The sequence below is a fragment of the Psychrobacter sp. T6-4 genome (assembly GCF_052258425.1).
Classification (GTDB): Bacteria; Pseudomonadota; Gammaproteobacteria; order Pseudomonadales; family Moraxellaceae; genus Psychrobacter.
This window is the reverse complement of the sequence record NZ_JBQQEZ010000010.1, coordinates 43,305-69,151: the sequence shown is the minus strand read 5'-3', so window position 1 is coordinate 69,151 and position 25,847 is coordinate 43,305. Positions and strand designations below refer to the sequence as shown.

The 25,847-nt window shown below is 45.4% G+C and carries 23 protein-coding genes and 1 pseudogene; 8 read left to right on the top strand and 16 right to left on the bottom strand.

All coding sequences use genetic code 11. The features are described 5' to 3' along the window. Nucleotides 1-3: 3 nt before the first annotated feature. From ACTXGE_RS08580 to prpF, 3 genes are all read right to left on the bottom strand, one after another. Nucleotides 4-435 (bottom strand): hypothetical protein, encoded by a 432-nt coding sequence (locus tag ACTXGE_RS08580; RefSeq protein WP_443543058.1) that lies wholly within the window; start codon nt 433-435, stop codon nt 4-6. 211 nt (nt 436-646) lie between these two features. Further along, nucleotides 647-2,500, bottom strand: a complete 1,854-nt coding sequence (locus ACTXGE_RS08575) for an ABC transporter ATP-binding protein (protein WP_443543056.1) — start codon at nt 2,498-2,500, stop codon at nt 647-649. Nucleotides 2,501-2,724: 224 nt separating this feature from the next. Then, on the bottom strand, nt 2,725-3,948 hold the full coding sequence (gene prpF, locus ACTXGE_RS08570; RefSeq protein WP_443543054.1) for a 2-methylaconitate cis-trans isomerase PrpF: 1,224 nt from the start codon (nt 3,946-3,948) through the stop codon (nt 2,725-2,727). 86 nt (nt 3,949-4,034) lie between these two features. Between prpF and ACTXGE_RS08565 the strand changes: the two genes are divergently transcribed. Further along, a complete protein-coding gene (locus tag ACTXGE_RS08565; protein WP_443543052.1) occupies nt 4,035-4,187 on the top strand; it encodes a hypothetical protein in 153 nt (50 codons plus the stop codon). 3 nt (nt 4,188-4,190) lie between these two features. Here the strand turns inward: ACTXGE_RS08565 and ACTXGE_RS08560 are convergent, their stop codons facing one another. The 6 genes from ACTXGE_RS08560 to ACTXGE_RS08535 all read right to left on the bottom strand — a co-directional run bounded on the left by ACTXGE_RS08560 (nt 4,191) and on the right by ACTXGE_RS08535 (nt 12,392). Next, nucleotides 4,191-4,436: a type II toxin-antitoxin system Phd/YefM family antitoxin gene (locus ACTXGE_RS08560; RefSeq protein WP_443543050.1), complete on the bottom strand. Its 246-nt coding sequence runs from the start codon at nt 4,434-4,436 to the stop codon at nt 4,191-4,193. Nucleotides 4,437-4,643: 207 nt separating this feature from the next. Further along, on the bottom strand, nt 4,644-7,298 hold the full coding sequence (acnD, locus tag ACTXGE_RS08555; protein WP_443543123.1) for a Fe/S-dependent 2-methylisocitrate dehydratase AcnD: 2,655 nt from the start codon (nt 7,296-7,298) through the stop codon (nt 4,644-4,646). Nucleotides 7,299-7,510: 212 nt separating this feature from the next. Next, entirely contained in the window at nt 7,511-8,638 is a 1,128-nt protein-coding gene (gene prpC, locus ACTXGE_RS08550) for a bifunctional 2-methylcitrate synthase/citrate synthase (protein ID WP_317199423.1), read from the bottom strand. A 70-nt stretch (nt 8,639-8,708) separates the two neighbouring features. Further along, entirely contained in the window at nt 8,709-9,599 is an 891-nt protein-coding gene (prpB, locus tag ACTXGE_RS08545) for a methylisocitrate lyase (protein WP_317199424.1), read from the bottom strand. 403 nt (nt 9,600-10,002) lie between these two features. Further along, complete coding sequence (locus ACTXGE_RS08540; RefSeq protein ID WP_443543048.1) at nt 10,003-11,274, bottom strand: NRAMP family divalent metal transporter; 1,272 nt, start codon at nt 11,272-11,274, stop codon at nt 10,003-10,005. 161 nt (nt 11,275-11,435) lie between these two features. Continuing rightward, entirely contained in the window at nt 11,436-12,392 is a 957-nt protein-coding gene (locus ACTXGE_RS08535; RefSeq protein ID WP_443543046.1) for a LysR substrate-binding domain-containing protein, read from the bottom strand. 142 nt (nt 12,393-12,534) lie between these two features. On the opposite strand from ACTXGE_RS08535, the gene ACTXGE_RS08530 reads away from it, so the two are divergent. Continuing rightward, the gene (locus tag ACTXGE_RS08530) at nt 12,535-13,299 is read left to right on the top strand and encodes a hypothetical protein (protein WP_443543045.1); all 765 of its coding nucleotides are present in this window, start codon (nt 12,535-12,537) and stop codon (nt 13,297-13,299) included. Between the two features lie 127 nt (nt 13,300-13,426). Here ACTXGE_RS08530 and ACTXGE_RS08525 read toward each other — a convergent pair whose 3' ends face one another. Both ACTXGE_RS08525 and ACTXGE_RS08520 read right to left on the bottom strand, forming a co-directional pair. Further along, entirely contained in the window at nt 13,427-14,557 is a 1,131-nt protein-coding gene (locus ACTXGE_RS08525) for a zinc-binding dehydrogenase (protein ID WP_443543044.1), read from the bottom strand. A 116-nt stretch (nt 14,558-14,673) separates the two neighbouring features. Further along, nucleotides 14,674-15,351, bottom strand: coding sequence for a glutathione S-transferase family protein (locus tag ACTXGE_RS08520; protein ID WP_443543043.1), 678 nt, complete (start codon nt 15,349-15,351; stop codon nt 14,674-14,676). Nucleotides 15,352-15,571: 220 nt separating this feature from the next. On the opposite strand from ACTXGE_RS08520, the gene ACTXGE_RS08515 reads away from it, so the two are divergent. Together ACTXGE_RS08515 and ACTXGE_RS08510 are read left to right on the top strand one after the other, a co-directional pair. Next, nucleotides 15,572-16,483 carry a LysR family transcriptional regulator gene (locus ACTXGE_RS08515; protein ID WP_443543042.1) on the top strand — a complete coding sequence of 304 codons (912 nt, stop codon included), beginning with the start codon at nt 15,572-15,574 and terminating at the stop codon, nt 16,481-16,483. 10 nt (nt 16,484-16,493) lie between these two features. Further along, nucleotides 16,494-17,222, top strand: a complete 729-nt coding sequence (locus ACTXGE_RS08510) for an SDR family oxidoreductase (protein WP_443543040.1) — start codon at nt 16,494-16,496, stop codon at nt 17,220-17,222. Between the two features lie 249 nt (nt 17,223-17,471). On the opposite strand, the gene ACTXGE_RS08505 is transcribed toward ACTXGE_RS08510, so the two are convergent. Then, nucleotides 17,472-17,969, bottom strand: coding sequence for a hypothetical protein (locus ACTXGE_RS08505; protein WP_443543038.1), 498 nt, complete (start codon nt 17,967-17,969; stop codon nt 17,472-17,474). A gap of 146 nt (nt 17,970-18,115) precedes the next feature. Between ACTXGE_RS08505 and ACTXGE_RS08500 the strand changes: the two genes are divergently transcribed. Continuing rightward, the gene (locus ACTXGE_RS08500) at nt 18,116-18,775 is read left to right on the top strand and encodes a hypothetical protein (protein WP_443543037.1); all 660 of its coding nucleotides are present in this window, start codon (nt 18,116-18,118) and stop codon (nt 18,773-18,775) included. Between the two features lie 110 nt (nt 18,776-18,885). Here the strand turns inward: ACTXGE_RS08500 and ACTXGE_RS08495 are convergent, their stop codons facing one another. Both ACTXGE_RS08495 and ACTXGE_RS08490 read right to left on the bottom strand, forming a co-directional pair. Further along, a complete protein-coding gene (locus ACTXGE_RS08495) occupies nt 18,886-19,629 on the bottom strand; it encodes a M90 family metallopeptidase (protein ID WP_443543035.1) in 744 nt (247 codons plus the stop codon). A gap of 124 nt (nt 19,630-19,753) precedes the next feature. Beyond that, nucleotides 19,754-19,906 carry a hypothetical protein gene (locus ACTXGE_RS08490; RefSeq protein WP_443543033.1) on the bottom strand — a complete coding sequence of 51 codons (153 nt, stop codon included), beginning with the start codon at nt 19,904-19,906 and terminating at the stop codon, nt 19,754-19,756. Between the two features lie 143 nt (nt 19,907-20,049). Here ACTXGE_RS08490 and ACTXGE_RS08485 point away from each other — a divergent pair, with 143 nt between their 5' ends. After that, entirely contained in the window at nt 20,050-21,147 is a 1,098-nt protein-coding gene (locus ACTXGE_RS08485) for a DUF2855 family protein (RefSeq protein ID WP_443543031.1), read from the top strand. 56 nt (nt 21,148-21,203) lie between these two features. Here the strand turns inward: ACTXGE_RS08485 and ACTXGE_RS08480 are convergent, their stop codons facing one another. Both ACTXGE_RS08480 and ACTXGE_RS08475 read right to left on the bottom strand, forming a co-directional pair. Next, nucleotides 21,204-21,833, bottom strand: a complete 630-nt coding sequence (locus ACTXGE_RS08480) for a GDSL-type esterase/lipase family protein (RefSeq protein ID WP_443543029.1) — start codon at nt 21,831-21,833, stop codon at nt 21,204-21,206. A gap of 26 nt (nt 21,834-21,859) precedes the next feature. Further along, the gene (locus tag ACTXGE_RS08475; protein WP_443543028.1) at nt 21,860-22,366 is read right to left on the bottom strand and encodes a hypothetical protein; all 507 of its coding nucleotides are present in this window, start codon (nt 22,364-22,366) and stop codon (nt 21,860-21,862) included. 261 nt (nt 22,367-22,627) lie between these two features. On the opposite strand from ACTXGE_RS08475, the pseudogene ACTXGE_RS08470 reads away from it, so the two are divergent. Together ACTXGE_RS08470 and ACTXGE_RS08465 are read left to right on the top strand one after the other, a co-directional pair. Continuing rightward, nucleotides 22,628-24,204 (top strand): annotated as a pseudogene (locus ACTXGE_RS08470) (circularly permuted type 2 ATP-grasp protein); the annotation flags it as partial. An 847-nt stretch (nt 24,205-25,051) separates the two neighbouring features. Then, entirely contained in the window at nt 25,052-25,837 is a 786-nt protein-coding gene (locus ACTXGE_RS08465) for a transglutaminase family protein (protein ID WP_443543026.1), read from the top strand. Nucleotides 25,838-25,847 lie beyond the last annotated feature (10 nt).

The window sequence follows — 25,847 nt, the reverse complement described above, 5'->3', positions numbered from 1 at the left end:
TTATTAATATACTAAGCGCATTTTGTTAGCTTGAACGGTCTTAGCATAAGGGCTAATACCTTTGTCCATGATTTTGATCGTTTCAGAATCAATATGTTTGCCAAAGTTACTAAAGGCATTGTGGTTACCTGACATCAGGCGCTGCCAATCATTCATCCACTGTTTGCCCAAAGCGAGCTGTGAGGCGATAATTTGTGAATGGATATCACCAATAGACTCTATAAAGGCTTTTTCTTTTTCAGAGATCATCGTTTGAATCTCTTTTTGCTGCGTATCTGTATCCATAGGCATGCTCGCCAGATTCCAGATACGAGTGGTCATGACTTGTGGAATCGCCATAAACATCGCCACTGTTTTTTGTTGCAATTGCAACGCAGGCGCTGAGCCCATCATCGACGTGGGTAGTGAAAACTCTGGCATTTGAAATGTAATCATTGATATCTCTTTGTTATATAAAAGCGCTACGGTTTATACTAAGGAGTAAGTATACATGCCATCGCTTTAACCAAACATAGTAGTATGCTTGGGAATAAAAAGCATTTTACTCCGCTCAATACAATTAGCAACCGCACAAGTGTATTCTTTGTGACTCAAGTGACATATCAAAGAGGAGAGCTGATATAAAAAGAGCCGATATAAAGTCCGCTTAGCCATTAATGGTTTGGCTGATTTTGTCTAAATTTAAGCTATCGGACATCGCGCTAAATATCTCGTAATACTTACCGCCTTTATCATACAGCTCCTCGTGCGTACCGGTTTCAACCACTCGGCCGTTCTCTATTACCACCAAATCATCAGCATCAATGATTTGCGCGATATTGTGCGAGACCATAATGACAGTGCGATCCTTTTTGATCAGATCCAAGCTTTTTTTGACCTGCTGACTGGCGATAGCATCGAGGCTAGCGGTTGGCTCATCTAAGAATACAATCGGGGGATCTTTTAAGAACATTCTTGCCAGCGCAATACGTTGCTGCTGACCACCCGATAGCGATTTTGCGGTACTGTCATAACCGTCTGCGAGGGTGATGACCTGCTCATGAATCGAGGCTTTTTTAGCCGCGACTATGATGTCATCCATGCTGGCGTTCATATTGCCGTAGCGAATGTTTTCGCTAATAGTACCTGAGAATATATGATTGCTCTGTAGCACCAAGCCTATACGTTGACGCAGTTCATGCGTGTCACAGTCTGCTAGATCATGACCATCTAATAGTATAGTGCCTGAGTCAGGCTCATAAAACTTCACCAGCAGACTGATAATAGTGCTCTTGCCAGCACCAGAGAGACCAACGAGCGCGGTAATGCGATTAGGCTTAATAGTGAAGCTGACATCTTTTAGCGCCTGCGTACCATTGGGGTAAGTAAAATCAACGTTTTTAAGCTCAATATGACCTGTTAGGTTTTTGGTACTCATACCTGTGATGTTTTCTACTTGCTTGTCATCTTCTAATATCTCAAAAAACCCTTCGGCATAAGTCAAAGCGTTATTAATCTGATCATAAATACGGTGCAATTGACGAATAGGCGCGGCGACGTTTTGAAACAGCATAACGTGGAACAATATCATGCCGATGGTCATCTCGCCTTGTAAGACAAAATAAGAAGTAAGCAAAATAATGACCACCACGCCGATCTGCTCGATAAAGGTCTTAATAGCATCGTAGATAAAACCAATACTACGAATATGCAGCTGATTATCGGTCATCTCTTTTTGGATTTTAAGATGCTTTTGCGCTTCAATAGGCTCACGAACAAAGGATTTGACTACGCTAATTGAGTTGATTAGGGAGATAACTAAGCCGCTTTTGGCTTCTCGAAAGCCGCGCATCTGCCGACGAAATCCTTGCAAGCGCCGCGCTTGTTTTTGACTGATAAAGAAATAAATAGGAATAATAATCAGACCAACTAAGCCTATCCAAAAGTTGGTCGAAAACATAATAATTAAAGACACCAAGGCGCTGGCAAACAGCGGTAGCATATCGATAAAGAAGTTTTGCACGAGGCTTGTTAGGCTACTAACCCCATAATCAATACAGGTTTGCAGCTTGCCACTGTCGTTCTCGCTACTGGTATAAAACGCCATGCGGTAGGTGAGAATGCGCTCGATAATCTTTTGTGATAAGTCACGCGATAGATTAATGCGAATCTTTTCGCCATAAAAGCGCTGACCAAAGGAGATAAATATCGATAATATCTCTTTGGATAACAGCACGACGCTAATGATAGTCAGCATCCGCAAACCCGCTTCCCAAGGCTCAGCTAAGGTTGCAATCTCGGTCAAGGTGTCGACCGCATAACGCAGCACAAAGGCGTTGACCTGGGCGGTAAAGGAGCCGAGCACTGTTAAAATCAGTGTCGCAACAATCAAGACTTTATAAGGCGCCGCAAAAACAGCGAGCTTTTTGAGAATATCCCACAACAAAGCACGCCGCTCAGTCTTTTTGACCGGCGGCTTTTTGTCGAGTGGGGATTTGCTAAGATTAGGAGTGTTTGTCATGCAGGTAGGGTAAAGTAATCGCGCTTAAAAATCTATATTCATAAGTTTATTAAGATAGCATTTATTTAGATTTTGTAGGGTGTGCTCTGCGCACCTGAAAGTTTTAAAAATGAAACAATGCTTCATTAGACTTGCAAGGAAAACCCCTTAAACAGGATTTTCTATTATCAGATCATTATAATAATGACGCGCAGAACACCCCCTACGACTAAACTTTTTTAAAACTAAAACGCATCCGCTGGCACAAACACCTCACCAACCATGATACGACGTGCTGAGCGGCTCATGGATACCTTTTTGGCTTGCCAGCGTCCATCGACTTGCTCAGTTTTGCCGCCGACAAGTAGCGTACCCGACGGATGACCAAAACGCACCTCGGACAGCTCGCCACCGCCAGCGGCTCCATTGACGAGCGTACCTTGAGTTGTCGCTGCTGCGGCAATCGCTACCGCTGCCGTACCCATCATGGCGTGATGCAGTTGACCCATACTCATCGCGCGTACGACTAGATCAATATCGCTTGAGTTAACTTCTTTGCCACTAGACGCAGTATAACTTTGCGCAGGAGCGACCCAAGCAATTTTGGGAATATGCTGGCTACTTTGTGCCTCGCTCTCATCTTTAAACAGTCCCATTGCGACACCGCCACGCGCGCGGATTTTTTCTAACTTGGTTAAGATCTCGCTATCGCTATTGATATCACCTTGCAACTCTGTACCAGTGAACCCTAAGTCATCGCTTTTCATAAAGATAGTCGGAATGCCCGCGCTGATAAAGGTCGCTTTGACGCTATCTTTATCTAAACCACAACCAGAGACATCAAAGTCATCAACTAGATTGTTAGTCGGAAACATATCACTAGAGGAATCAACCGGATCAATAAACTCAATCTTCACTTCAGCAGCAGGGAAGGTGACGCCGTCTAATTCAAAGTCGCCCGTTTCTTGTACTTGCACTTTGCCGTTATCATCTTGATAAACGGGTACATGCGCAATGATAGTTTTACCGATGTTTTCTTGCCAAATGCGTACTTCACATATGCCATTTTCAACGCTGTTCGCTACTTTTTCCGCATCAACGATACCCATATTTATCGCACAAGCACCAACCGCTGCAGTTAAGTTGCCACAGTTACCCGCCCAATCTATCATCGGCTTGGCGATATTAACTTGTCCAAATAGATAGTTAACATCATGGTCTTCTTGCTTGGCTTTAGACAAAATCACCGTCTTTGAGGTGCTTGAGCTACCATTACCCAAGCCGTCGATTTGCTTGCCATAGGGATCAGGGCTGCCAATAACGCGTAATAAGAAATTATCGCGCGCTTGGCCTGGTTCTTGGCAACGTTCAGGTAAGTCGGATAACTTAAAGAAGGTGCCTTTTGAGGTGCCGCCGCGCATATAGGTGGCTGGAACTGAGATTTGTGGGGCAAATTTGGGTTGAGTCATGTTGGAGGTCCTTTGAATAGTTACGATTTGGTTTTGTTTTATTGATAATATAAACAGAGATACAGTAATCAGAAATAGAGAGCATCATGGAAACAGATAAAGAGCTGAATGCAAGCTCAGCTAAAATTAAACAGATTATGCAAGACAATCCTGATTTGTCTTACGAATTTGTACGTCAATTATTAATTGCTAAATATGAGGTTGAGGCTGGTAAGGTTAAACCTTTTAAGTTTGGTTAGCGGTTAATCTTTTCCGAAACTCACTTTGCTAACTTTATACTGATCGATAGACTTGGCTAAATGTGCTACATTCGCAGGCGATCCCAATAAATAAAGCGTCTCTTTCAAACTACTATAATGATTGTATGACATGACAACCGCATCATTATCATTTTTACGATTTATGACAACCACATCAGCATCATTGTTCACCGTATCTAAAACGGCTTTAAAGTCTTTATTAGCGTCTGTAAAGCTGATAACTTCCATGATGGCTCTCCTAATCAATACTTAATGTACGTCGTTGTGGGCTGTAGTTTTAGCGCAGCTTCTAGACTTTACAGAATTACGATGCTGGGTTAAAAACTCAGCCTACGCCAAATTCAAATAGTTAGAGATTATAAGCTTAAAAAAACCGATGCCATATCACTATATAACATCGGCTCTATTTTGATTTACAAGCTAAACCTGAGAGATTTAAGCGACTTCACCAGCTAAGAATTCTTTAGCAAAGCGCTGTAGCATACCGCCAGAGTTGTACATTTTTACCTCATCAGCGGTATCTAAGCGGCAGATAACAGGCGCTTTATCGATGCTGCCGTCTTTACGATGAATGACTAGCGTCATATCACCGCCAGCTGAAACCTCACCTTCAATATCGAATACTTCGGTACCATCGATGTTTAGCGTGTTACGGTTGACGCCTTCTTTGAACTGAACGGGGAGTGCACCCATCCCGACCAAGTTTTGGCGGTGAATACGTTCAAAATCTTCAGCCACGACGACTTCCACGCCAGCGAGACGTACGCCTTTAGCCGCCCAGTCACGGCTAGAGCCTTGACCGTAACCGTCACCTGCGATGATGATAAGCGGCTGCTCACGATTCATGTAGGTCTCGATCGCCTCCCACATCCGCATGACTTGCCCTTGCGGCTCGACTCGTGCGAGTGAGCCTTGAATGACGTTGCCGTCCTCATCACGTACCATCTCATTCAATAGCTTTGGATTAGCAAAAGTCGCACGCTGAGCGGTCAAGTGATCGCCGCGATGGGTAGCATAAGAGTTATAGTCCTCAGCAGGCAATCCCATGGTATCGAGATACTCGCCAGCAGCAGACTCACCCATAATAGCGTTCGATGGTGACATATGATCGGTAGTGATGTTGTCGCCCAAAACTGCCAATGGACGCAAGCCTTTAAGCTTGTTCATTGCCGCCATTTTGCCTTCCCAATACGGCGGACGGCGGATATAAGTACTCAGCTCGCGCCAGTCATACTGCGGGTCGGTAACTGATGACTCATTGCGACCCGCATCTGCTTTGGCTTCATCAAACATCGGGATATAGACTTCGTTAAATTGCTCAGGCTTCACCGCTGATTTTACAATAGCATCAACTTCTGCGTCATCGAACCAGATATCTTTTAGATAGATATCATTGCCGTCTTGGTCTTTACCGAGCGAGTCTTTTTCGATATCAAATCGAGTGTTACCCGCGATAGCGTAGGCGACAACGAGTGGCGGGGAGGCAAGGAACGCTTGCTTGGCGTAGGGATGAATACGACCATCAAAATTACGGTTACCAGAAAGTACTGCGGTACTAAACAGATCACGTTCGATGATTTCTTTTTCGATCTCTGGATCGAGCGCACCGCTCATGCCATTACATGTGGTACAGGCAAAGGCGACAACGTCGAAGCCGAGCTTTTGGAGTTCAGGGAGTAGTCCTGCTTCTTCTAAATACAGCTTAACGGTTTTTGATCCTGGAGCTAGTGAGGATTTTACCCAAGGCTTACGCACAAGACCCTTTTCAACGGCGTTACGCGCAACGATACCCGCCGCGACCATATTACGCGGATTTGAGGTATTAGTACAGCTGGTGATAGCCGCGATAATGACCGCGCCATCTGGCATGAGACCATCTTTTGGCTCAGGCAATTTATTACCTTCGCCATGAGCGATACCTTCTTTGACCAAATCAGTTGTCGAGACGCGAGCGTGCGGACGTGATGGGCCTGCGATATTACGCACGACTTTGGATAAGTCAAAGCGTAAGATACGATCATATTCAGCATCAACCATGCCATCAGCCCACAGGCCGGTTTGCTTAGCATAGGCTTCCACAGTTTTGATCTGCTGCTCGGTACGACCCGTTAGACGTAGATAATCAATCGTTTGCTCATCGATAGAGAACATTGCTGCGGTTGCACCATATTCTGGTGTCATATTTGAGATAGAAGCACGGTCGCCAACGGTAAGGTTGCGCGCACCGTCACCGTAGAATTCTAGATAGGCGGATACAACGCCCTCATCTCGTAAGAATTCGGTCATGGCTAGGACTAAATCCGTACCCGTAATGCCTTCTTGTAATTTACCTGTCAACTCAACGCCAACGATATCTGGCAGACGCATGTAGGAGGGATTGCCTAGCATCACGCTCTCAGCTTCAAGCCCGCCCACACCAATAGAGATAACACCCAAGGCATCAACCATAGGTGTATGGCTATCAGTACCCACTAGGGTATCAGGAAAGGTAATGGCATCACCGTCTTGGTCGGCGACCACTTGTACCACGGGTGACATTTTCTCAAGATTAATCTGGTGCATGATGCCGTTACCGGGCGGCACGACGTTGACGTTATCAAAGGCATACTGACACCAGTTGATAAAGTGAAAACGGTCTTCGTTACGGCGCTCTTCGATAGCGCGGTTTTTCTCAAAGGCGTCTTCTTCAAAGCCTGCGTGCTCAACAGCTAATGAGTGATCGACGATCAATTGCGTGGGCACGATTGGATTGACTTTGGATGGGTCACCGCCCTCAGCTGCGATAGCGTCACGCAAACCTGCCAAATCGACAAAGGCAGTCTGACCTAAGATATCATGACAGACGACGCGAGCAGGATACCAAGGAAAATCAACATCTTGCTTACGGTAAATATGCTGTGACAAGGCTTCGGTTAAGTCCTCTGGTGGACAGCGGCGTACTAAGTTTTCGCACAATACTTTTGAGCTAAAAGGTAGCTTGGCATAAGCACCTGGCTCAATATCATTAACCGCTTGTTCGACATCAAAGTAATGCAAATCAGTACTGCTTTCATCTAAAGACGGCAACGGCTTTTTGTATTGCTCATTCATGGTTTGCGGATTAACTTGCGTTAAAGGCTGCTTGCTATCGGTACTCATGGCGTGCTTTCCTTTATAGGTGAGAAGGGATAATTTATTTAGCAAAATTTATGGTTGATAATAAGTTTTGCTAAATAAACAAAAGTGATGAGTATATAAATTTAACGGCCAAGTCTGTAAACAAAGCGACTTGACCGTTAAGCGATAATTGCTAAAAAGACAGATTAACGATTAGCAATATCTGGCACGTCTCTTGGCTCTTCACCGATATACTCCGCACTTGGGCGAATAATACGGTTGTTAGCGCGTTGTTCAAAGACGTGAGCGGCCCAACCTGTCAGACGTGAGCACACAAATATCGGCGTGAACAGTTTGGTTGGAATACCCATGAAGTTGTACGTTGAGGCATGGAAAAAGTCTGCATTACAGAACAGTTTTTTCTCGCGCCACATCACTTCTTCACAGCGTACTGATACTGGATACAAGACGGTATCACCCACATCGTCGGCGAGTTTTTCAGCCCACTTTTTGATGATAACGTTACGCGGATCAGACTCGCTATAGATCGCATGACCAAAGCCCATGATCTTGTCTTTACGCTCAAGCATCGCCATCATCTCTTCTTCGGCTTCATCAGGCGATTTGAAATCTTGGATCATATCCATCGCCGCTTCATTTGCGCCGCCATGCAAGTTACCACGTAAGGATCCGATAGCGCCTGTAATACAAGAGTGGATATCAGAGAGGGTAGAGGCACATACGCGTGCGGTAAAGGTTGACGCATTGAACTCGTGCTCAGCGTACAAGATAAGTGAGACGTTCATCACTTTGGTATGGAGCTCATTTGGCTTCTCACCTTTTAACAGATGCAAAAAGTGACCGCCGATAGTGTCGTCATCCGTTTGGGTCTCGATACGCTCGTTATCATGCGTGAAGCGATACCAGTAGTTGATGATAGATGGGAATACCGCGAGCATGCGATCGGTCTTATCGTTCTCTTGCTCAAAGTCGGTTTCGGTCTCAAGATTACCCAGCATTGAGCAACCAGTACGCAGTACATCCATTGGATGAGCATCTGCTGGAATACGCTCTAATACGTCTTTAAGCGCTTGCGGTAGACCGCGCAGTGTTTTGAGCTTGGCTTGATAATCATCTAGCTCACTTTGAGTGGGTAGATTGCCATAAAGTAGCAAGTATGCCACTTCTTCAAAGATACATTTCTCTGCCAAGTCTGACACATCATAACCACGATACGTCAGACCTGAGCCTGATTTACCAACGGTAGATAGTGAGGTTTTGCCTGCAACCTGACCGCGCAATCCTGCGCCTGAGAGTTCCTTTTTTGCTGCCATAATACATTCCTTTTTGGTGGCTTGGTGGTACAGTGAATTGACTTACTAACATAGACTTACGAATGCTGTTTTATTTGCTATCGGCAAATAATTTATCTAGCGTTTGCTCAAACTCATGATAGTTTAAGAAATCATATAACTCCATACGCGTTTGCATGGTATCGACGACTTTTTCTTGCGTGCCGTCATCGAGTAGATGCTGATAGACATTAAGCGCCGCTTTGTTCATCGCACGAAACGCAGATAGAGGGTAGAGCACCATATCGACACCCACGCCATGAAGTTGCTCAGTGGTGTAGAGGTCAGTCTGTCCAAATTCTGTCATATTGGCAAGGACAGGAATGTCGAGTACGTCGGTAAATTTACGATACATCTCGATATCGGTCAAGGCTTCGGCGAATATCATGTCCGCACCTGCCTCAGAGAATGCAACGGCGCGCTCAACAGCGGCATCCAAACCTTCAACAGATAGCGCGTCAGTACGAGCCATCACTACAAAATCAGGGTCTGTTTTGGCGTCAAGAGCCGCTTTTAGACGATCGACCATCTCTGAGATGCTGACGATTTCTTTATTAGGACGATGACCACAGCGTTTTTGGGCGATTTGATCTTCGATATGCACCGCCGCCACGCCAGCTTTTTCCATTTTTTTGACACTCTGACTAATGTTAAAAGCGCCGCCCCAACCGGTGTCAATATCGACTAGTAACGGGGTATCTACGGCATCTGTAATACGGCGCGCATCTTCTAAGACGTTATCAAGGCTCGTCATACCCAAGTCTGGCAGACCAAAAGAGGCATTAGCAACGCCGCCACCTGAGAGATACAAGGCTTTATGACCCACTTGAGTGGCCATCATCGCTGTATAGGCATTGATGGTGCCGACGATTTGTAGCGGTAAGTTATTATTGTTCTGCTCTTTCATCGCACTGCGAAAGCGTGCGCCAGCTGATGATGACATAGTAGTATCCTTGCGTAGAGGGTAGGCTTATGATTGCCCAAATTTAAAATAGAAATTGTAAAATGATTGAATCTTTATCGACTTAGAGTACACTTAATCACTGACATTGAAAAGTCTTAAAATCATCTATTATTAAGTTAATAATGAATTTAAGTGTAACTAAGCTAATAGTATGCAATTTATGGATGATGTTATCTATTTGTTAGTGTTCAGCCGCTTATAGTATTCACATTACCCAAAATAGGTATGAGATATTTATGATTTATTTACATTTGGTTACATCTATCTTAATTCAACTGTTTTGATTTCATAGTCGTTACGTATTTTTATAAACAAAAAAGGTCTCACTAACGACGATAGTGAGACCTTTTTTATCGATAAGCTCTGTTTTGACGTTATAAATTTAGCCAAATAAACCTGCTAAGTTGGCTAAGAATAACAGCGCAAAACCGCCTAAAAACAGCAAGCCTGCGATAGAGTAGGCGTTCATGCCAGCGGACATTTTTTTGTGGCCTTTTACTAGTGAGTAATTAAGCCAGCCAAAAATCGGCGCTGAGACAAAGGCGGATATCATCGCAAACTTGAGCATAGCGCCTAGTTGTCCGGTAAAGAAGGTAATGATAACCAGACCACCACCGATGGCGTAGGTTGTCCAAAAGGCGACCTGTTTTTTGTTAATCTCGCTCTCGCCCTTCAGCAGACGCCAGCATTCAGCATTAGCGCGGCCATAGCCATCAGCGCAGGTAATCGTCGTGCCAAACATACACATAAAGGCGACAAAGGCGACGAGCAGACGCGACCACTCACCGATAGTGGCGGTATACATGTTGATCAGCTGATTGATATAAGCGCCGCCAACCAGTTCAATCTCTTGTCCTGACCCATACTGGACAAACACGCCAAGCGATAAAAAGAACAGCGCCAAAATAGCCGAGACCAAAAAGCCGACGTTAAAGTCGAGCAGTCCTTGACTATAAGTGGTGTTGTCTGCTTTTCTTTTGGCAGAGGTCCACATCGAGGTGATAGCGGCAAACTCAAGCGGTGCTGGCATCCAGCCCATCAGCGCGACAATAAAGCCAAGTGTTGCCAAGTTCCAAGGCGAAGCGGCTACAAAATCAGCGGTCATCACTGTAGGCTTGCCCGCCGCAATAGCGACGGCGGTAACCGTTGCTAGTGTCAGCGCAATCATAATCCATTTGGTCACGCCGTCTAATAGCTTGTAGTGTCCGGCGATCAAAAACACCCAGCAGACGACTACAATAATAAGCGATAACCCTATGGTTGAGAGCCCCAAGGACGCAGGTAGCATAAAGCCAAGTATGACCGCTGCAATCAAAGATACTGCGCCTGTGCTAATGACTGCTGATAAGATAGAGAGAATAAAGTATACCCAGAGATAAGCCTTTGAGCGCTTGGCATAGCCTGCGATGAGACTCTCACCTGTGTCATAGACGTATTCGGTACCGAAGCGAAAAAACGGATATTTAAAGACGTTGGCAAGGATAATCATAATCGCCAGTTGCCAGCCATATATCGCGCCTGCCTGCGTCGATGATATAAGGTGTGAGCCGCCAATAGCCGCAGTCGCCATCAAGATACCTGGCCCAAAGATTCGCCAGCTAAAGCCCTCGTTTTGCGGTGGATTTGCCGCGTTGTTTATGGATTGTGTGGTCATGTGTGCCTCAGATCGTCATACAAATATCAGCAGACTGTAGCATACCTATCAAGACGCAAGCTATGCAAAGTTTTGCCTTATTAGTAAACATCTGGGCATAGTTGAGGTAGAAGTATAGTTTAGTTTGAACTTATAACTTGGCTTGAACTTAGTTATGTTATTTATACAAACTGCTGACGACGGTAGGTAATACCGCGCTGCTCATACACCTCATAGATAGCAGCTAATAGATCAGGCGCTTTTGGGTGGACAACGTCTCTAAGAGTATGCAGATAGATAGGGGACGTGACGTTTTCGTGCATCAACCGCTGATAGCTGATTTGCTCTGCACGTACGGTTTGTAAGCTTGCAGGTACTAAAGTAATGCCTTCACCTGCTGCAACCAAGCTGAGCGCCACTTGTAGATCACTGACCTTAGTCGTCATCAGCGGCGTGATACCGTACTGCGCAAACAGATGTAAGAGTGGCTCAGTTATGGGCGCACTATCGTCTGCTACAGACTGCTCTATAGGCGCAGGTAGCGGCAGATGGGTTTGGTGATAGAGGATTAAGCGATTATTGACCAAATCTATTAAGCGCTGATCGCGGGTGTCGGCTAGGGGATGGCTTTTGGGCAGGGCCACCATATAGCGCTCATGTCGCAGCAATATCTGCTGAATCCAAGGGTCTTGATGCGCAAAACGTCCCATACCGACATCGATATCCCCACTTTTGAGCGCCTCTATCTGCTGATATGAGCTGATGTCCTTGAGATTGACCTCAATATCGGGATAACGCCGTTTAAGGGCGGCGATAATCTCAGGTAGCAGCCCGTACAATACAGAGGGCACAAAACCGATATTGAGCGCTTTGCTTGGCCCAGATAAGCGTTGGGTCATACTGGTAATGGTCGCCATCTCTATGAGTAGCACGCTGATTTTGTCATAAAAAAACCGTCCAGACTCTGTCAGTTGTAGCGGCCGATGATAGCGATCAATCAGCTCGACCCCTATGTCCGTCTCCAATTGCTTGAGCATACGACTAAGACTGGGCTGAGAGATACCTGTGGTACTCGCCGCCAAGCTAAAACTCTGACAATCAGCGATAGCGATAAAAGCGTTGAGCTGTTTGATATCCATGTGGTGCACTCTTAAGGTAGAAGTTGGAGCAAAAGACAGTAGGGCGCTAGCTTAGTTTGGGGCGCTGGCATAGTTATTGCTTATTTGCTTAAGCAAGGATAAGCCTATCTAAATTCTAACAGTAAAAATGCCGTGGTGCGCTATGAGTGATTTAAATAAGAACAATACCCAAGATATAAAGGTGTCAGATAATGTGGAGTCAGAATCTATTTATAGAGATTTAAATGAAGATGAGCTCAGTTTTTTTAGCGATGAATTTGAAAAAGAGCAACAAGCGCTTCATGCCAGTACCAATACTCCTGTGCATAATGAGACTCGTATCCACAATAACCGAGTATTAGATAGTCAAGACCAACCTGCAACTCTCGATATCAATGATAAAATATCGGCGCATCTAGCAAATAAAGCTCATAAAGATAAAGAAAACAACAAAGTAGCGAAGAATAGCAAAACAAATAGTGATACCAAAAGTCTAGTTATGATCGGATTGATCGCCGCGCTGCTAATGAGTGCTACCGTAGCCGCCGCCATAGTCATCCTAAATATTACTGGAAAAACAGATATCATGAGTGTGTTCTCAGGCGACACCCTAACAGAAGAGGTCTCGCCCGTACCCAACGATGAAGCGGTGATCATTGCTGAAAACGATGTAGATAACGAGTCAACCACAACCACAACCACTAACGACATAGAAGTTGAATCTACACCCGCACAGCCCGCTGACCCGAGCTTGAATAATGCTACTCAAGCAGATGATCAGCCGCAGCCTGCACAGGTACCTAATGCTGCTGAAAACCAGAACACAACTCAAAATATGGTTCAAAACACAGATAAGAACACCCAGATGAGCCTTGAGGAGTTTATGCAAGAGTCTGAGGTCACCTTGTATCGCGATACTTCGCAATAAAAATAAGGCAATTTATTCTGCATCAGGCAGTTTTGATTGTTATTGTTTTCTTTCGCTGATATTTCAGACCACAAAAAAAGCAGATACTAATTAAAGTACCTGCTTTTTTTCAAATAGGATCGAACCTCTACGACTGCTGCGGGGTAATCAAATACTTCTCGCCAGTCGCTTGTTTGCCATAAGCGGCGATAGACTGTAAATGCAGAACCTCAGGCAATGACACTTCATGAGTATAGCTGCTGGCAAAGGTGGTTGTGATCTCATCGGCCACTCGCTGACGCATTTTCATAACGGTCTTGGTGCCGAGTTTACCAAGCGCGTTGAACAACAAGAAACCGCCAACGCCCCAAGCAAAACCAAAGTTGCGGTTTAGAACGATAGGTCCGCGATTTAAAGCGCCATAGACATAGACTTGCTTAAAGGTATTAGAGCCATAGACGCTGTATTCTTCAACATCATGAGTGATCGCCGCTTCCATACAGTTGAGGATATCGCTGGTTAGTTGACCACCGCCGATAGGATCAAAGGCAATCGTAGCGCCTGTCTCGATAATCGCTGCGGTCAAATCGTCAAGGAATGACTCACTGCTAGAATTAACCACATATTTTGCGCCCATATCACGTAGCAAGGTTTCTTGCTCATCTTTACGCACGATGTTGATTAAATCAATACCATCAGCCATACAGATACGGTTGAGCATTTGACCTAAGCTTGAGGCGGCAGCGGCATGAATGATCGCTTTGTGACCTTCAGCGCGCATGGTTTCAGTCATTGCAAGGGCAGTTAGTGGATTAACAAAAGAGGATGCGCCTTCTTTAGCGGTTGTACCTTCTTTTAATTCCAAGCAGCTTTGCACATTGACGCAGTGATATTGACGATACGTACCGCCGCCGATGACTGCAACGGTTTTACCCATTAAGGCTTGCGCGGCGGGTGACGAGCCTGCGGCAACGACCGTGCCTGCGCCTTCATTGCCGACAGGGGTGTCTTTACCCACGCGGGTTTTGACCGCTGGCATGAACTTGGCAGGGACGTCTGCTGTGATCACTGGGTTTTGATCGTCGCCTGATTGCGCGGCGGTAGACATGTCAGCGACGCTAAATAAAATCGCTAAATCAGAGGGATTTAGTGGCGCCGCTTCAATACGTACGACAACTTCATCGTCACTTGGCTGCGGCATGCCGATATCTTGCAACGATACGGTGAGTTTGTTGTCGTCGCTGATAGTAGAGATGAGTTGTAAGTTTTTATCGCTCATGGTGTTGCTCCTGCAAATGATTAAAAGAATAAGACCAAGTATTTATGTTGATCATAGAGGGTTTGTTATTTAAATAAGCCATTATTTAGTTTAGCTTAGCGCTACTTAGCTTAGCGCTACTTAGTATTAGCAGCTTTGATCTGAGCCTGCACGTATTGCATAAATTCAGGCATGTTGGTTAGGCGATCTACATCCACTCTCTTCGCGATATCAGATTGACTCATAGTCTCATTCCACTCTGTCATACCTGATATCTGCGCCATAATATCCCAGTCAAGCTGTCGGGCTGCAAAGGCGCTAACGATAGTATTGACGTAGTACAGGTAGATATCAGCCATAGTAAAGTGCTCGCCTGCAACCCAAGGTGAGAACTGACTCAAGTGATTTAAGGCGATAATACCGCGCTCTAATACTTGACGCACCTCCATAGCGATAGGCTTAGGCACTTGCGTACCTGAAAAAGTAAAAGGTATCAGGCGACGGCTTGGCAACTCAAAATACAGCTCCGCTATCTTCATAATTTGGCGTATCGTTGCGCGCTCTTTAGCATCGGCAGGATATAGCGGTGTGTCAGGGTAGGTCTCTTCAATAAAGTCACAAATCACGCTCGATTCTGATAGATTAAACCCATCAGGCATGGTGATAGCAGGCACTTTACCGACTGGACTGACGGCTAGTAACTCGTCACTACTGGGGTAGACTAAGTTTTCTTCAAAGGGAATCTCTTTATATAAAAGAGCGTGTTTTACTAAGTTGTAATAGTTGCTCGCAGCAAATCCGTGCAAAGTTATCATAAGTCGTTTTCCGTTATTGATGTTTTTTAATAGTCAAAGCGTTTTTGACATCCCTGTATCGAATACGTCTTAGCATCTGTACTCGCTAAATCAAACCTATTATTACTGGTTTTAATAAGCTTGTATATGCATATAAACGTGAATCACTATTGCTTTTATGACAATAATAAGGCGAAAATGGATAGATACGTGCAATTAAAGCGGTAAAAGGAGAGGGGAGTTGGATCAACTGCGAGCCATACGCTATTTTTGTAAAGTCGCTGAAACTGGCAGCTTTACCAAGGCGGCAAAGGCGTTTGGGGTGCCACCATCGTCGCTGTCAAGACGTGTGGCTGATTTAGAAAAGAGTCTGGGCGCAACCTTATTAAAGCGCTCAACCCGCATTGTCAAAATGACAGAAGTGGGGCAAATTTACTATAACGATGTGCAGCAGATACTCAGTCAGCTCAAACAAAGTTCAGAGACCGTCCAGAGTTATCAAACCACGCCAATGGGCCGGCTGCGCATTAGCTCCATGGTCGGCTTCGGTGAAAAAATCCTGCTGCCATTGTTAGATGAATTTAGCGCGCTGTATCCAAAGATTGTCTTAGATGTAAGCTTAAGCGATGAGCTGTCCACCCTTGGGCGTGATGACGTCGACATTGCCATTCGCGGCGGTTATGCGCCTAATGAGCGCGTACTGGCGATAAGACTTATGGACAATGGTTTTATCCCTGTCGCAGCGCCAAGTTATCTAGATAACTATGGCACGCCCGAAGACGCAATGGCATTAAAACAGCATCAAGGCTTGTATTTTAAAGCGCCAACAGGGCCAACGCCTTGGCTTTGTTATATAGATAATCAGTGGCATGATGTCTCAGGGCCTGCGGTCGCCATATCTAATAACGGGCCGTGGCTGGCAAAAAAGGCTTGTAGCGGTGACGGTATTTTGATGTCTACGCGCTGGGCGTTAGCCTCATATCTGGAGTCAGGGCAGCTCATAGAGCTAAAGTTTACGCATCCATTAGCGATTACTCAGCAGGCAGATATGGCTGTTTATCTGTTATACCAAAAACAGCGCTACTTGGTACCCAAAGTCAAAGCTGCGGTGGATTTTTTGGTTGAGAGAATAAAAGTGGTTAATGAAAAATAAGGAGATAGTTATGAGTAGAGCACCAGTAGCAGTTGTCATTGGCGCAGGCGACGCCACTGGCAGCGCGGTTGCCAGGCGTTTCGCTAGAGAAGGATTCACCCTATGCGTGACTAGAAGGACTGCTAATAAACTAAGCACGTTAGTTAGTGATATTGAGGCCGCTGGTGGTATAGCTATACCATTTGGCTGTGATGCTCGCGTAGAGCAAGAGATGGTCGCGCTGTTTGCTCATATTGAGCAAGATGTTGGCCCGATTGAAGTTGTGGTGTTTAATATTGGTGCAAATGTACATTTCTCCATTTTAGAGACTACAGAACGCGTCTATCGAAAAGTATGGGAAATGGGCGCATTAGCTGGGTTTTTGACAGGTAAGGAAGCGGCAAAAGTCATGTTACCGCGCCAAAAAGGCACCATTATCTTTACTGGTGCGACGGCATCATTACGAGGTGCTAGTGGGTTTTCAGCTTTTGCGAGTGCTAAATTTGCCCTGCGAGCACTGGCACAAAGCATGGCGCGCGAGCTTGGGCCAAAAGGCATACACGTAGCGCACACTATTATCGATGGGGTTATCGATACTGAATTTGCTCGAGATAACTTTGCTGATCTCTATGCGCTCAAAGATCAAGGCGCAATACTAAATCCAGAACATATCGCCGAGCAGTATTGGCAGCTGCATTGTCAGCCAAGAGATTGCTGGACACATGAGATGGATCTACGTCCTTGGATGGAAACCTTTTGAAGTTGATGAATCATTAGAGGATGTATTAAACTCTATACAAAGATAAGACGGCAAGTATGGCTTGCCAGATAGTTAGCCATTAACGGTCTGTAATAGTGTTTATTTAACATAATATACATTATGCGAAAACAAACCAATGGCTTTTAGGGCTGCGTACATATTCTTTACTAACCGCTATTTGCAAATATTGTTTTTATAGAACTTATTTAAAAGAACTTACTCAAACCTTTTACAACGAACACGCTAACTTTAATTTAATGAGCGACAACTTTTAATTAAATACTCCCGTAAAGATGTGCCGTCGCTATCCAAAATGACATCTGCTATCTGGCAGACACTCTCATCGCACGCTAACTCATAATACACCTGATTAGACACATCATCGACTTGCGCTAAATTGACTTGAACCATTCCAGTTGTCGTCAGCGAAAACGTTTTGTCTTGCGTATAGTCAGGATCTTGCGAGCGCCACAGTACATCATAGCCAATATGACAAGATACTTGCTCTTTATCAAAATACTCTTGCTCAAGTTGCATAGCAACCTGTAGCTCTGAGTCGGCATATTGTTGCAACGTAGACGGATACTCTTGTCCTTGATTACGGCTATCTTGCTCGTACATTTTAGCAATCGTATCTACTTTTAATGCAAAAGCCATCTGTAGCGGCTCCGTTAAGTTGGCGCTCGCGGTTACTGCCAAGACTCCTGTTATTAACAATCCTACAGCTAAAAAAATCGATTTTTGCATGGTATCCTACGTTTATGGTATCTTAATAGTTATATTCATAAAAACAAATAAAAAAGCTATCACTACCCATAAGCAACATTCTATAAGTAGCATCATTTAGGTTAAGTGCACAATTGCTATATTCACATAACGATAAGGATATTATTATGATCTCATCTGGTTTTAATGTATCTCGCCCTTATCTCAAATCTCTATTGGCTGGAGCACTCTTTGCGTCCCTTATTGTGACTGGCGGCTGTCAACTCTCAGCTGAGTCAAATATGGCGACGTCGTCAAATAATGCGTCCACAAACTCTGATATGAGCCAGCAAACCCTTATACAGCAAGCAATGCGCATTCAGCGGGCACTGGCTAATAACGACTATGCTAGAGTTGCTGATGATATCCATCCCACGCGTGGCGTGCGTTTTTCTATGTATGCCTACATTCAACCTGAGTCTGACAAAGTATTTAGCCGCGAGCAATACACGCAGTATCTTGATGAATCCAATGTGCGCTTCACTTGGGGTCAAAAAGACGGCACTGGCGATATATATGTCACGCCACTGCCAGATTACCTCAAAGACTGGGTAAAAGCGGACTATTTCAACGATCAATCAACGACTACCAATGCAACCGCTGCCGTAGGCAATAGCATTAACAACTTAGATCGTATATATCCAAACTCAGAGTACGTTGAGTTTTACAACCCTGGGGTCAATCCTGAATACGGCGGTCTGGACTGGCGCGCGCTACGGCTGGTGTTCGATGAGTATCAAGGCCGCCGCTACTTGGTCGCTGTCATAAGTGATCAATGGACGACGTAAGGTTTGATTTATATGCTAATTTTAATAAAAAGGGCATGGCGTCGATAGTGATACCCTGCCCTTTTTTATCGCTATAGAGTTATCCTGTGCTATAGATCTACCTTAAAAGGTCAGATTGGCATCTGTTTAAAGAATTTGACCATAATGTCATAAATATCAGGATAGGCATCAACCAGCTTTTGCGGGGTCTCAAAAAACACTTCGCTTAGCACCGCAAAGAATTCGGCAGGATTGGTCGCGCCATATCGATCGAGACCTGATTTGCGATGTTTTTGGAAGTCCTCAAAATCGCGGCTCATAATGGAAGTCCAGCGCTCAGGATCCATATCAGGTTGCATGGGCGGGAAGCCATTAGTGCGCCCATTTAACATATCGAGCTTATGTACAAACTCATGAATGACGACATTATGTCCATCGCGCTCGCCTGAATGCTTGGCATCTTTCCAAGACAGTATGACAGGCCCGCGTAGCCACGCCTCCCCGCTACGATGCTGCTGGCCCTCGTGCACGATACCGGCCTCATCGACCGTTTTGGTGATACTTTTATACGAGCCTGCGTAAATGATGACTGATGACCAGCCTGCGTACCAGTCAAGACCCAGATTGAGAATCGGCAGGCAGGCTTGTAGCGCAATCGATTGCCTAACCTTATCGGTAATCTCAAAGCCCTGCGCGCCAGTGATAGACTTGTCTGCCAAAAATAACGTCGCCAGCTCAAATAGTCTTGCCAGCTCATCGTCGTCTAAACGATCAAGAATAACAACGAGCTGCGCCGCTTGCGCCCAGTCATCTTGGCTATATTTACTATTGTCCAGTACACGCTGCTCACGCCACTCTTTTATCATCTCAAACATTTATATTATCCTTGCCTTATCGCTAATAGAGAAATTTTGCTTTTAAACTTAAATATTATTAGTACTAGTCTAATGGTAATGAAGTTAGAGTTTCAGAGTGATAGCAAGCAACTTAGCGCTATACTTATTGATCGCGCCCAAATAATACTGTCATCTGTGCCTGTGAGAGCCAAACAGTATCCGCGTCAAAGCGTACGTCAACTCTTGCTTGACCATCGATACTTTGATAACTCTCTATTTTATTGTGCAAACCTAAGTCATTACTATTTATCGTCATTACTATTTATCACTGTCATTGTTTGACGGTTATACTTTAAGATTGACTTAATAGTAGCACTTTAACTTGTGGTGTTCGTTTAAATATTGATATGCATAGCGCAGTATAGTGAACACTTAACAATAATAATCAAGGAGAAAATCATGCCAATAGTCAACGTACAAGAATTCCAAACCAATAAAGCCGATATTACTCAGTCGCGTATCATTGAAACGAGATGCCAGCCGATCACTGATGGCGAAGTACTGCTCAAGATCGACCGCTTCGCCTTTACCGCCAATAACATTACCTACGCGGTGATGGGCGATTACCTGCGCTATTGGCAGTTTTTTGCGCCCAGTGGCGATAACCCTGAGCACTGGGGCATTATTCCTGTTTGGGGCTTTGCCGATGTCATCGAGTCAAATAATGATGGTATCCTTGTCGGCGAACGGCTATTTGGTTATTTCCCACCCGCCACTACCCTTGTGATTAAGCCTGTGCGCGTAAGTGGCTCAAGTCTTATGGATGGCAGTGATCATCGCGCGCATCTGCCACCAAGCTATAACTTATATCAGCGCGTCACTTATGAAGCAGGTTACGACCGCGCTTATGACAACCCACGCATGTTACTTGCCGTGCTGCATCTCACCGCGTTTTGTATTCAGGATATGCTGGCGAGCAATGACTGGTATGGAGCTGAGCAAGTCGTTATTATCAGCGCCTCTAGCAAGACCAGCATCGGCTTGGGATATGGACTAAGTAATGACACAGATGCGCCAACCGTCATCGGTCTGACCTCAAATCGTAACTTAGACTTCGTACAGTCCATAGATGCCTACGATACGGTGCTCAGCTACGACGATATCGAACAGATTGACACAAATACTCCGACCGTCATCGTCGATATGTCCGCCAATACTGAGGTGCTTAGTCGCTTGCATACGCATTTGGGCGACAACATGCGCTTTACTAGTAACGTTGGACTGACGCATTGGGATGAGCCGCGTCAAGCTGAGGGCATCATCACGCAGCGCAGCGAGCAATTTTTTGCGCCAAGTCAAATTCAAAAGCTAATGAAAGAATGGGGCGCTGACCAGTTTAACGAGCGCTCAACGCGCTATATCATGGACTGTGCTGCCAAGACCAGTTGCTGGCTAAAGATCAAAGAGCTGGACGGCGTAACGGGATTGTCGGATGTCTATGCTGATGTTTGCGAGGGCACGATACCCGCTGATGAGGGGTTAATCGTTGTGATGTAATTAAAAGTTAAATGTAGTCAGAGCTAAGTGATCAGACTAAGTCGCTACACTTATACTCAACGCGTCCAGCCCTCTGCCTGCAAATACGCATGCAGCCCCTCTGCAAAGTAGCGATAACCTGCGGCGTTGGGATGAATCTGGTCTGATTTGAGTTTATCGCTTGATATCACCTCCGACCAGCGTTTGCTATATAGTGGTACGTTTTCGCTTTTGGCAATTTGCTTATAGATAGGATTATCGCTCGCTCTACCGAACAAGGCGCTGGTGCTAAAATACGGCTGGGCGATAAGAATGACGGGAATGTCAGCGGCTTTTAGTTGCTCAATAGCCAGAGTGATATTGGCGCTCGTCGTCCCTGATTGCACGCGCCTGAGCACATCGTTGCCACCGACGCCCAGCAGTACCAGATCAGGGTCAAGCGTAATAACCTGATCGATACGTGCCAGCACATCAGCTGAGGTATTGCCATTGACGCCTGCGTTGATGACCTGCCAGCCTGTCAGCCCTGTCAATACGCTAGGATAATTGTTCTGCGGCGTTGTGCCATAGCCATAAGTGAGCGAATCGCCCAAAGCTACAACGCGGCTACCTGCTGGTAAGACTTGCATATCATACTCCTGACTACAGCCTGTCGCCAAGCTGAGCGCTAAGATAGGCAACGCCCAGGATGCCGTTAGTCGTCTCATGTCTTAACCCTTAAGCGCTAGCATATTCACTCAGAAACTTGGAAGTCAACACTCAGAAGATTAGAAATTTTTTCACTAAACATTCTAATATTTACGCCATCGTCTAACATCCAGTACTTAATATCTAAGCTAGTATTTATTTTACGTGTATGGGCTTCATATCCGAATTCATCACGTAAGGAGCTTAGCATCATATCTTTTGTGTAATAACACTTGTCCCACTCTATACAGTGCAACTTTACGGCTTCTAAATTATTGTCTTTAAAGAAGAAAAGCACCTTAAAGTAAGTGTCGAAGAGTTTATATTCATCAATTACCAATAAAGGTTCTATGTCATCAGACCTTCCAGAAATTGAAAGATACTCCTCCCTTTCTTCAATATTTGGAAAAATTTTCTGAACTTCACTTGTACTCATACCTTTTTCAGCACCATGCCATAGCTCTTGTCCATAAGCTGGTAGAACCAAAAACAGGAAAGTACATGAAATAAAATAACGTAGCATATTTATTTTTGGGCTAAAAAATTTATTCATTGTTTGAAATTTACCGAATTTTAAGACTGAATGAAAGTTAAAACTAATCATATATTGAAAACTACACCACTTCAATCGCATCGATCTGCTGCATCATCCTACGCATAATCGCCGTTATCTGACAAAAATACACCCTAAAAACAAACATTTAATATAAAACCTCTGTTGTGCTTATCCCTATAGACGCGTTATAGTCAAAGCGTACAGGATGCTGATGCGCCATTAGACCCGTCAGTTATCGAACCCATGACTTTACCAAGGATGCGTGAGGTATTTATGAATAAAGAAGCGACCCAATCTCAAAACCAGAGCCAAAGCCAAGACAAGAATGACGACACTAAAGGGACTCAGAGCCAGACCACGACAGAGGCCAAAGCGACTACTAGTGCTGCCAATACAAAAGCGCCCGCCAAATCCAATAAACCACCCCAACCCTTTGATGAATTAAAGGTCAATAAAGATGAGTACCGCCCCGTCGCGCAAGCAGTTGGCGACTGGCTCGATGACATCAGTATCGATGCGCTTAATCATCTCAACGAGCAAGCGGAGAATATCTTTTATCGTAAAGGCGTGACATTCACGGTCTATAGCGATGCCAAAAACATCGAGCGCATGATACCGTTTGATATTATTCCGCGTATCATTGCCGCCAGCGAATGGCAGCAGATAGAGGCTGGGTGTAAGCAGCGTATCACCGCTTTGAATGCGTTTTTGCATGATATTTATCACGAGCAAGCTATTATGAAAGCGGGCATCGTCCCAGACAGCTACGTCTATGCTAGCGGCTGCTACGAGCCGTGGATGATGGGTATTGAGCTGGACAAGCCTATTTACTCACACATCAGTGGTATCGATTTGATCCGCGATGAGAGCGGTAAGTTCTGTGTATTAGAGGACAATTTGCGCACGCCCTCTGGCGTCTCTTATATGCTTGAGAGCCGAACTATCTCTGAGACGCTACTGTCTGATCTATTTATGCAAACGCCGATATTGGGCGTGAGCGACTACCCGCAGCGCCTCAAAAAATGTCTTGCCAGCTCAACGAGCAAATACGATCCACAGATTGTCATCCTAACCCCAGGACGCTTTAATAGTGCCTACTATGAGCATGCGTTTTTGGCGCATGAGATGAGCGTGCCGCTGGTGCACGGTTATGACTTGGTGGTTGAGGATAGCAAAGTCTATATGCAAGGCATACGCGGTAAGGTACAGGTCGATATCATCTATCGCCGTATCGATGATCCCTTTATCGACCCATTAGCGTTTCAGTCCAATTCTATCCTTGGGGTATCAGGTCTTATGAGTGCCTATCGCGCAGGCAACGTGGTCATTGTTAATGCGCCCGGTACTGGCGTCGCTGATGACAAAAGTCTCTATCCGTTTGTGCCTGATATGATTGAGTTTTATTTGGGTGAAGAGCCAATCCTGCCCAATATCGAGACCTTTCAGTGCCGTAAGCCTGATGAGCTCGCCTACGTGCTCGACAATCTAGATAAGCTGGTCGTCAAAGAAACCCAAGGCTCAGGCGGCTACGGGATGCTGATTGGACCGACCTCAACCAAGCAAGAGATTAGCGACTACCGTAAGCGCTTACTTGAGAATCCAGCAGGCTTTATCGCCCAGCCGACTATTTCACTCTCCACCAACCCTACTGCCGTCAGCGACGGTATCGCGGTATCGCGCCGCGCCATATCGATCTGCGCCCCTTTATCTTAAGCCACGGTGATGGCTCTGTCGATATCGTGCCAGGCGGTCTGACCCGCGTGGCGATGGTTGAGGGCTCACTGGTCGTCAACTCCTCACAAGGCGGCGGTATCAAAGACACTTGGATCATCGATGACAGTCAATTATCAGCTGATGGTTTGGCAACTAGTACTAGCCAATCCTCTGAGCTAAGTACGCTTGAGAGCACCTTTGATAGTATCGCTAAGTATGACAACCATGCCAATTACTATGATCGCGTGCAGCCGACTGAGGCCGGCTTTGAGGATCTCGATGATGCGCCGATGATACTACTGCTATCAACTAGTAGTTATCTGGTATGGCTGGGGCGCTATAGCGAGCGCTTGTACTGCTACGACAATATCATGAAAAAGCTCATCAAAGGCGACCTCAAAAAGCCGCAAGTACAACATCTGATCACAAGATTAGGGTTCGATGCTGATGCTAGCGAGTCCATGAAAGTGATGCGGGCGCAGCTGATACATGATTTGGGTAATCTTAAGATACCAAGCGTGGTGGCCTCAATTGAGACTAATGTGCAAGAGGCCAAAGGTGTTATCGGTAAAGATACCGCCGAGCTATATAATCTGATTAAGCGTCTCTCTAACGCTGGCACTTACCGCGCCGCCACTTTGCAGCTGCATGCCTGTAACGCGGCGATGAAGCAAGAGCATCCAACTGTGACTTGTTTTTGGCAGCTTGGGCGCTACTTTGAGCAATTAGAGCGCGCAGTATTACTCGGTGAAGACGTCACTCAATTAAGTCTAGAGTTTAAGCACTGGATCAACCAGCTGCCAGAGAATACACGCTGGCGTGAGCTGACTCGCTTGACCAATCAGATGATTCGCTCCAAGGCGTTTAATGATTTTAAACTGATCAGTCGCGAGTTCAACATTATCTTGCAACAAGGGGTTTAAAGCCGTTATATATGTACTACTAATAACAAAATAATAAGAGGACAATATGAAACTTCAAATCAGTCATCAGACCAATTACTATTATGGCGAGCAGGCGCAGCGCAGCGTACAGTATATCCGTATGACACCTATGAATCTGCCGCATCAAACCATTCATCGCTGGGATGTGCTATTGCCCAAAGTCGCAACCAACCTAAAGGACGGTTTTGGTAATGAGTGGCTCACTTTGAGCCGTAACGAGACCCATGATAATTTGCAAATGCAGGCCTCAGGTATCGTTGAGATCAATACTGATACCGAGCGCTTAGAGGACTTAGCGCATGTCCCCTACTTGCTGTTTACAGTTCAAAGCCCGCTGACTCAATGCTCAGAGGCCATGCGTGAGTTTGCCGCGCCATTTTTGCAAAATGTCACTCACGAGAGCCTCAAGACTTTGGCTAATGAGCTGATTATGATTATGCCTTTTGTCAAAAACGTCACGCATGTCGGCACCACCGCAAGCGAGGCGTTTGAATTAAAGGCAGGCGTCTGTCAGGATCATACCCATGTATTTTTGAGTCTACTGCGAGATCAACAAATCCCCGCCCGCTACGTCTCAGGCTATTTGTATGACGACACCGAAAACCATATGGCAAGTCACGCTTGGGCAGAGGTGTACTTAGATGGTTACTGGTATACTTTTGACATATCCAATCAAGCGTTTGCCCCTAACTCACACGTTTATGTCGCTATCGGGCGTGATTATCTAGACACCGCGCCAGTACGCGGAGTGCGTATGGGCGGCGGTTATGAGAATCTTTACAGTCAAGTCTTGGTCACACGGTTATCATAACCCCCTATTT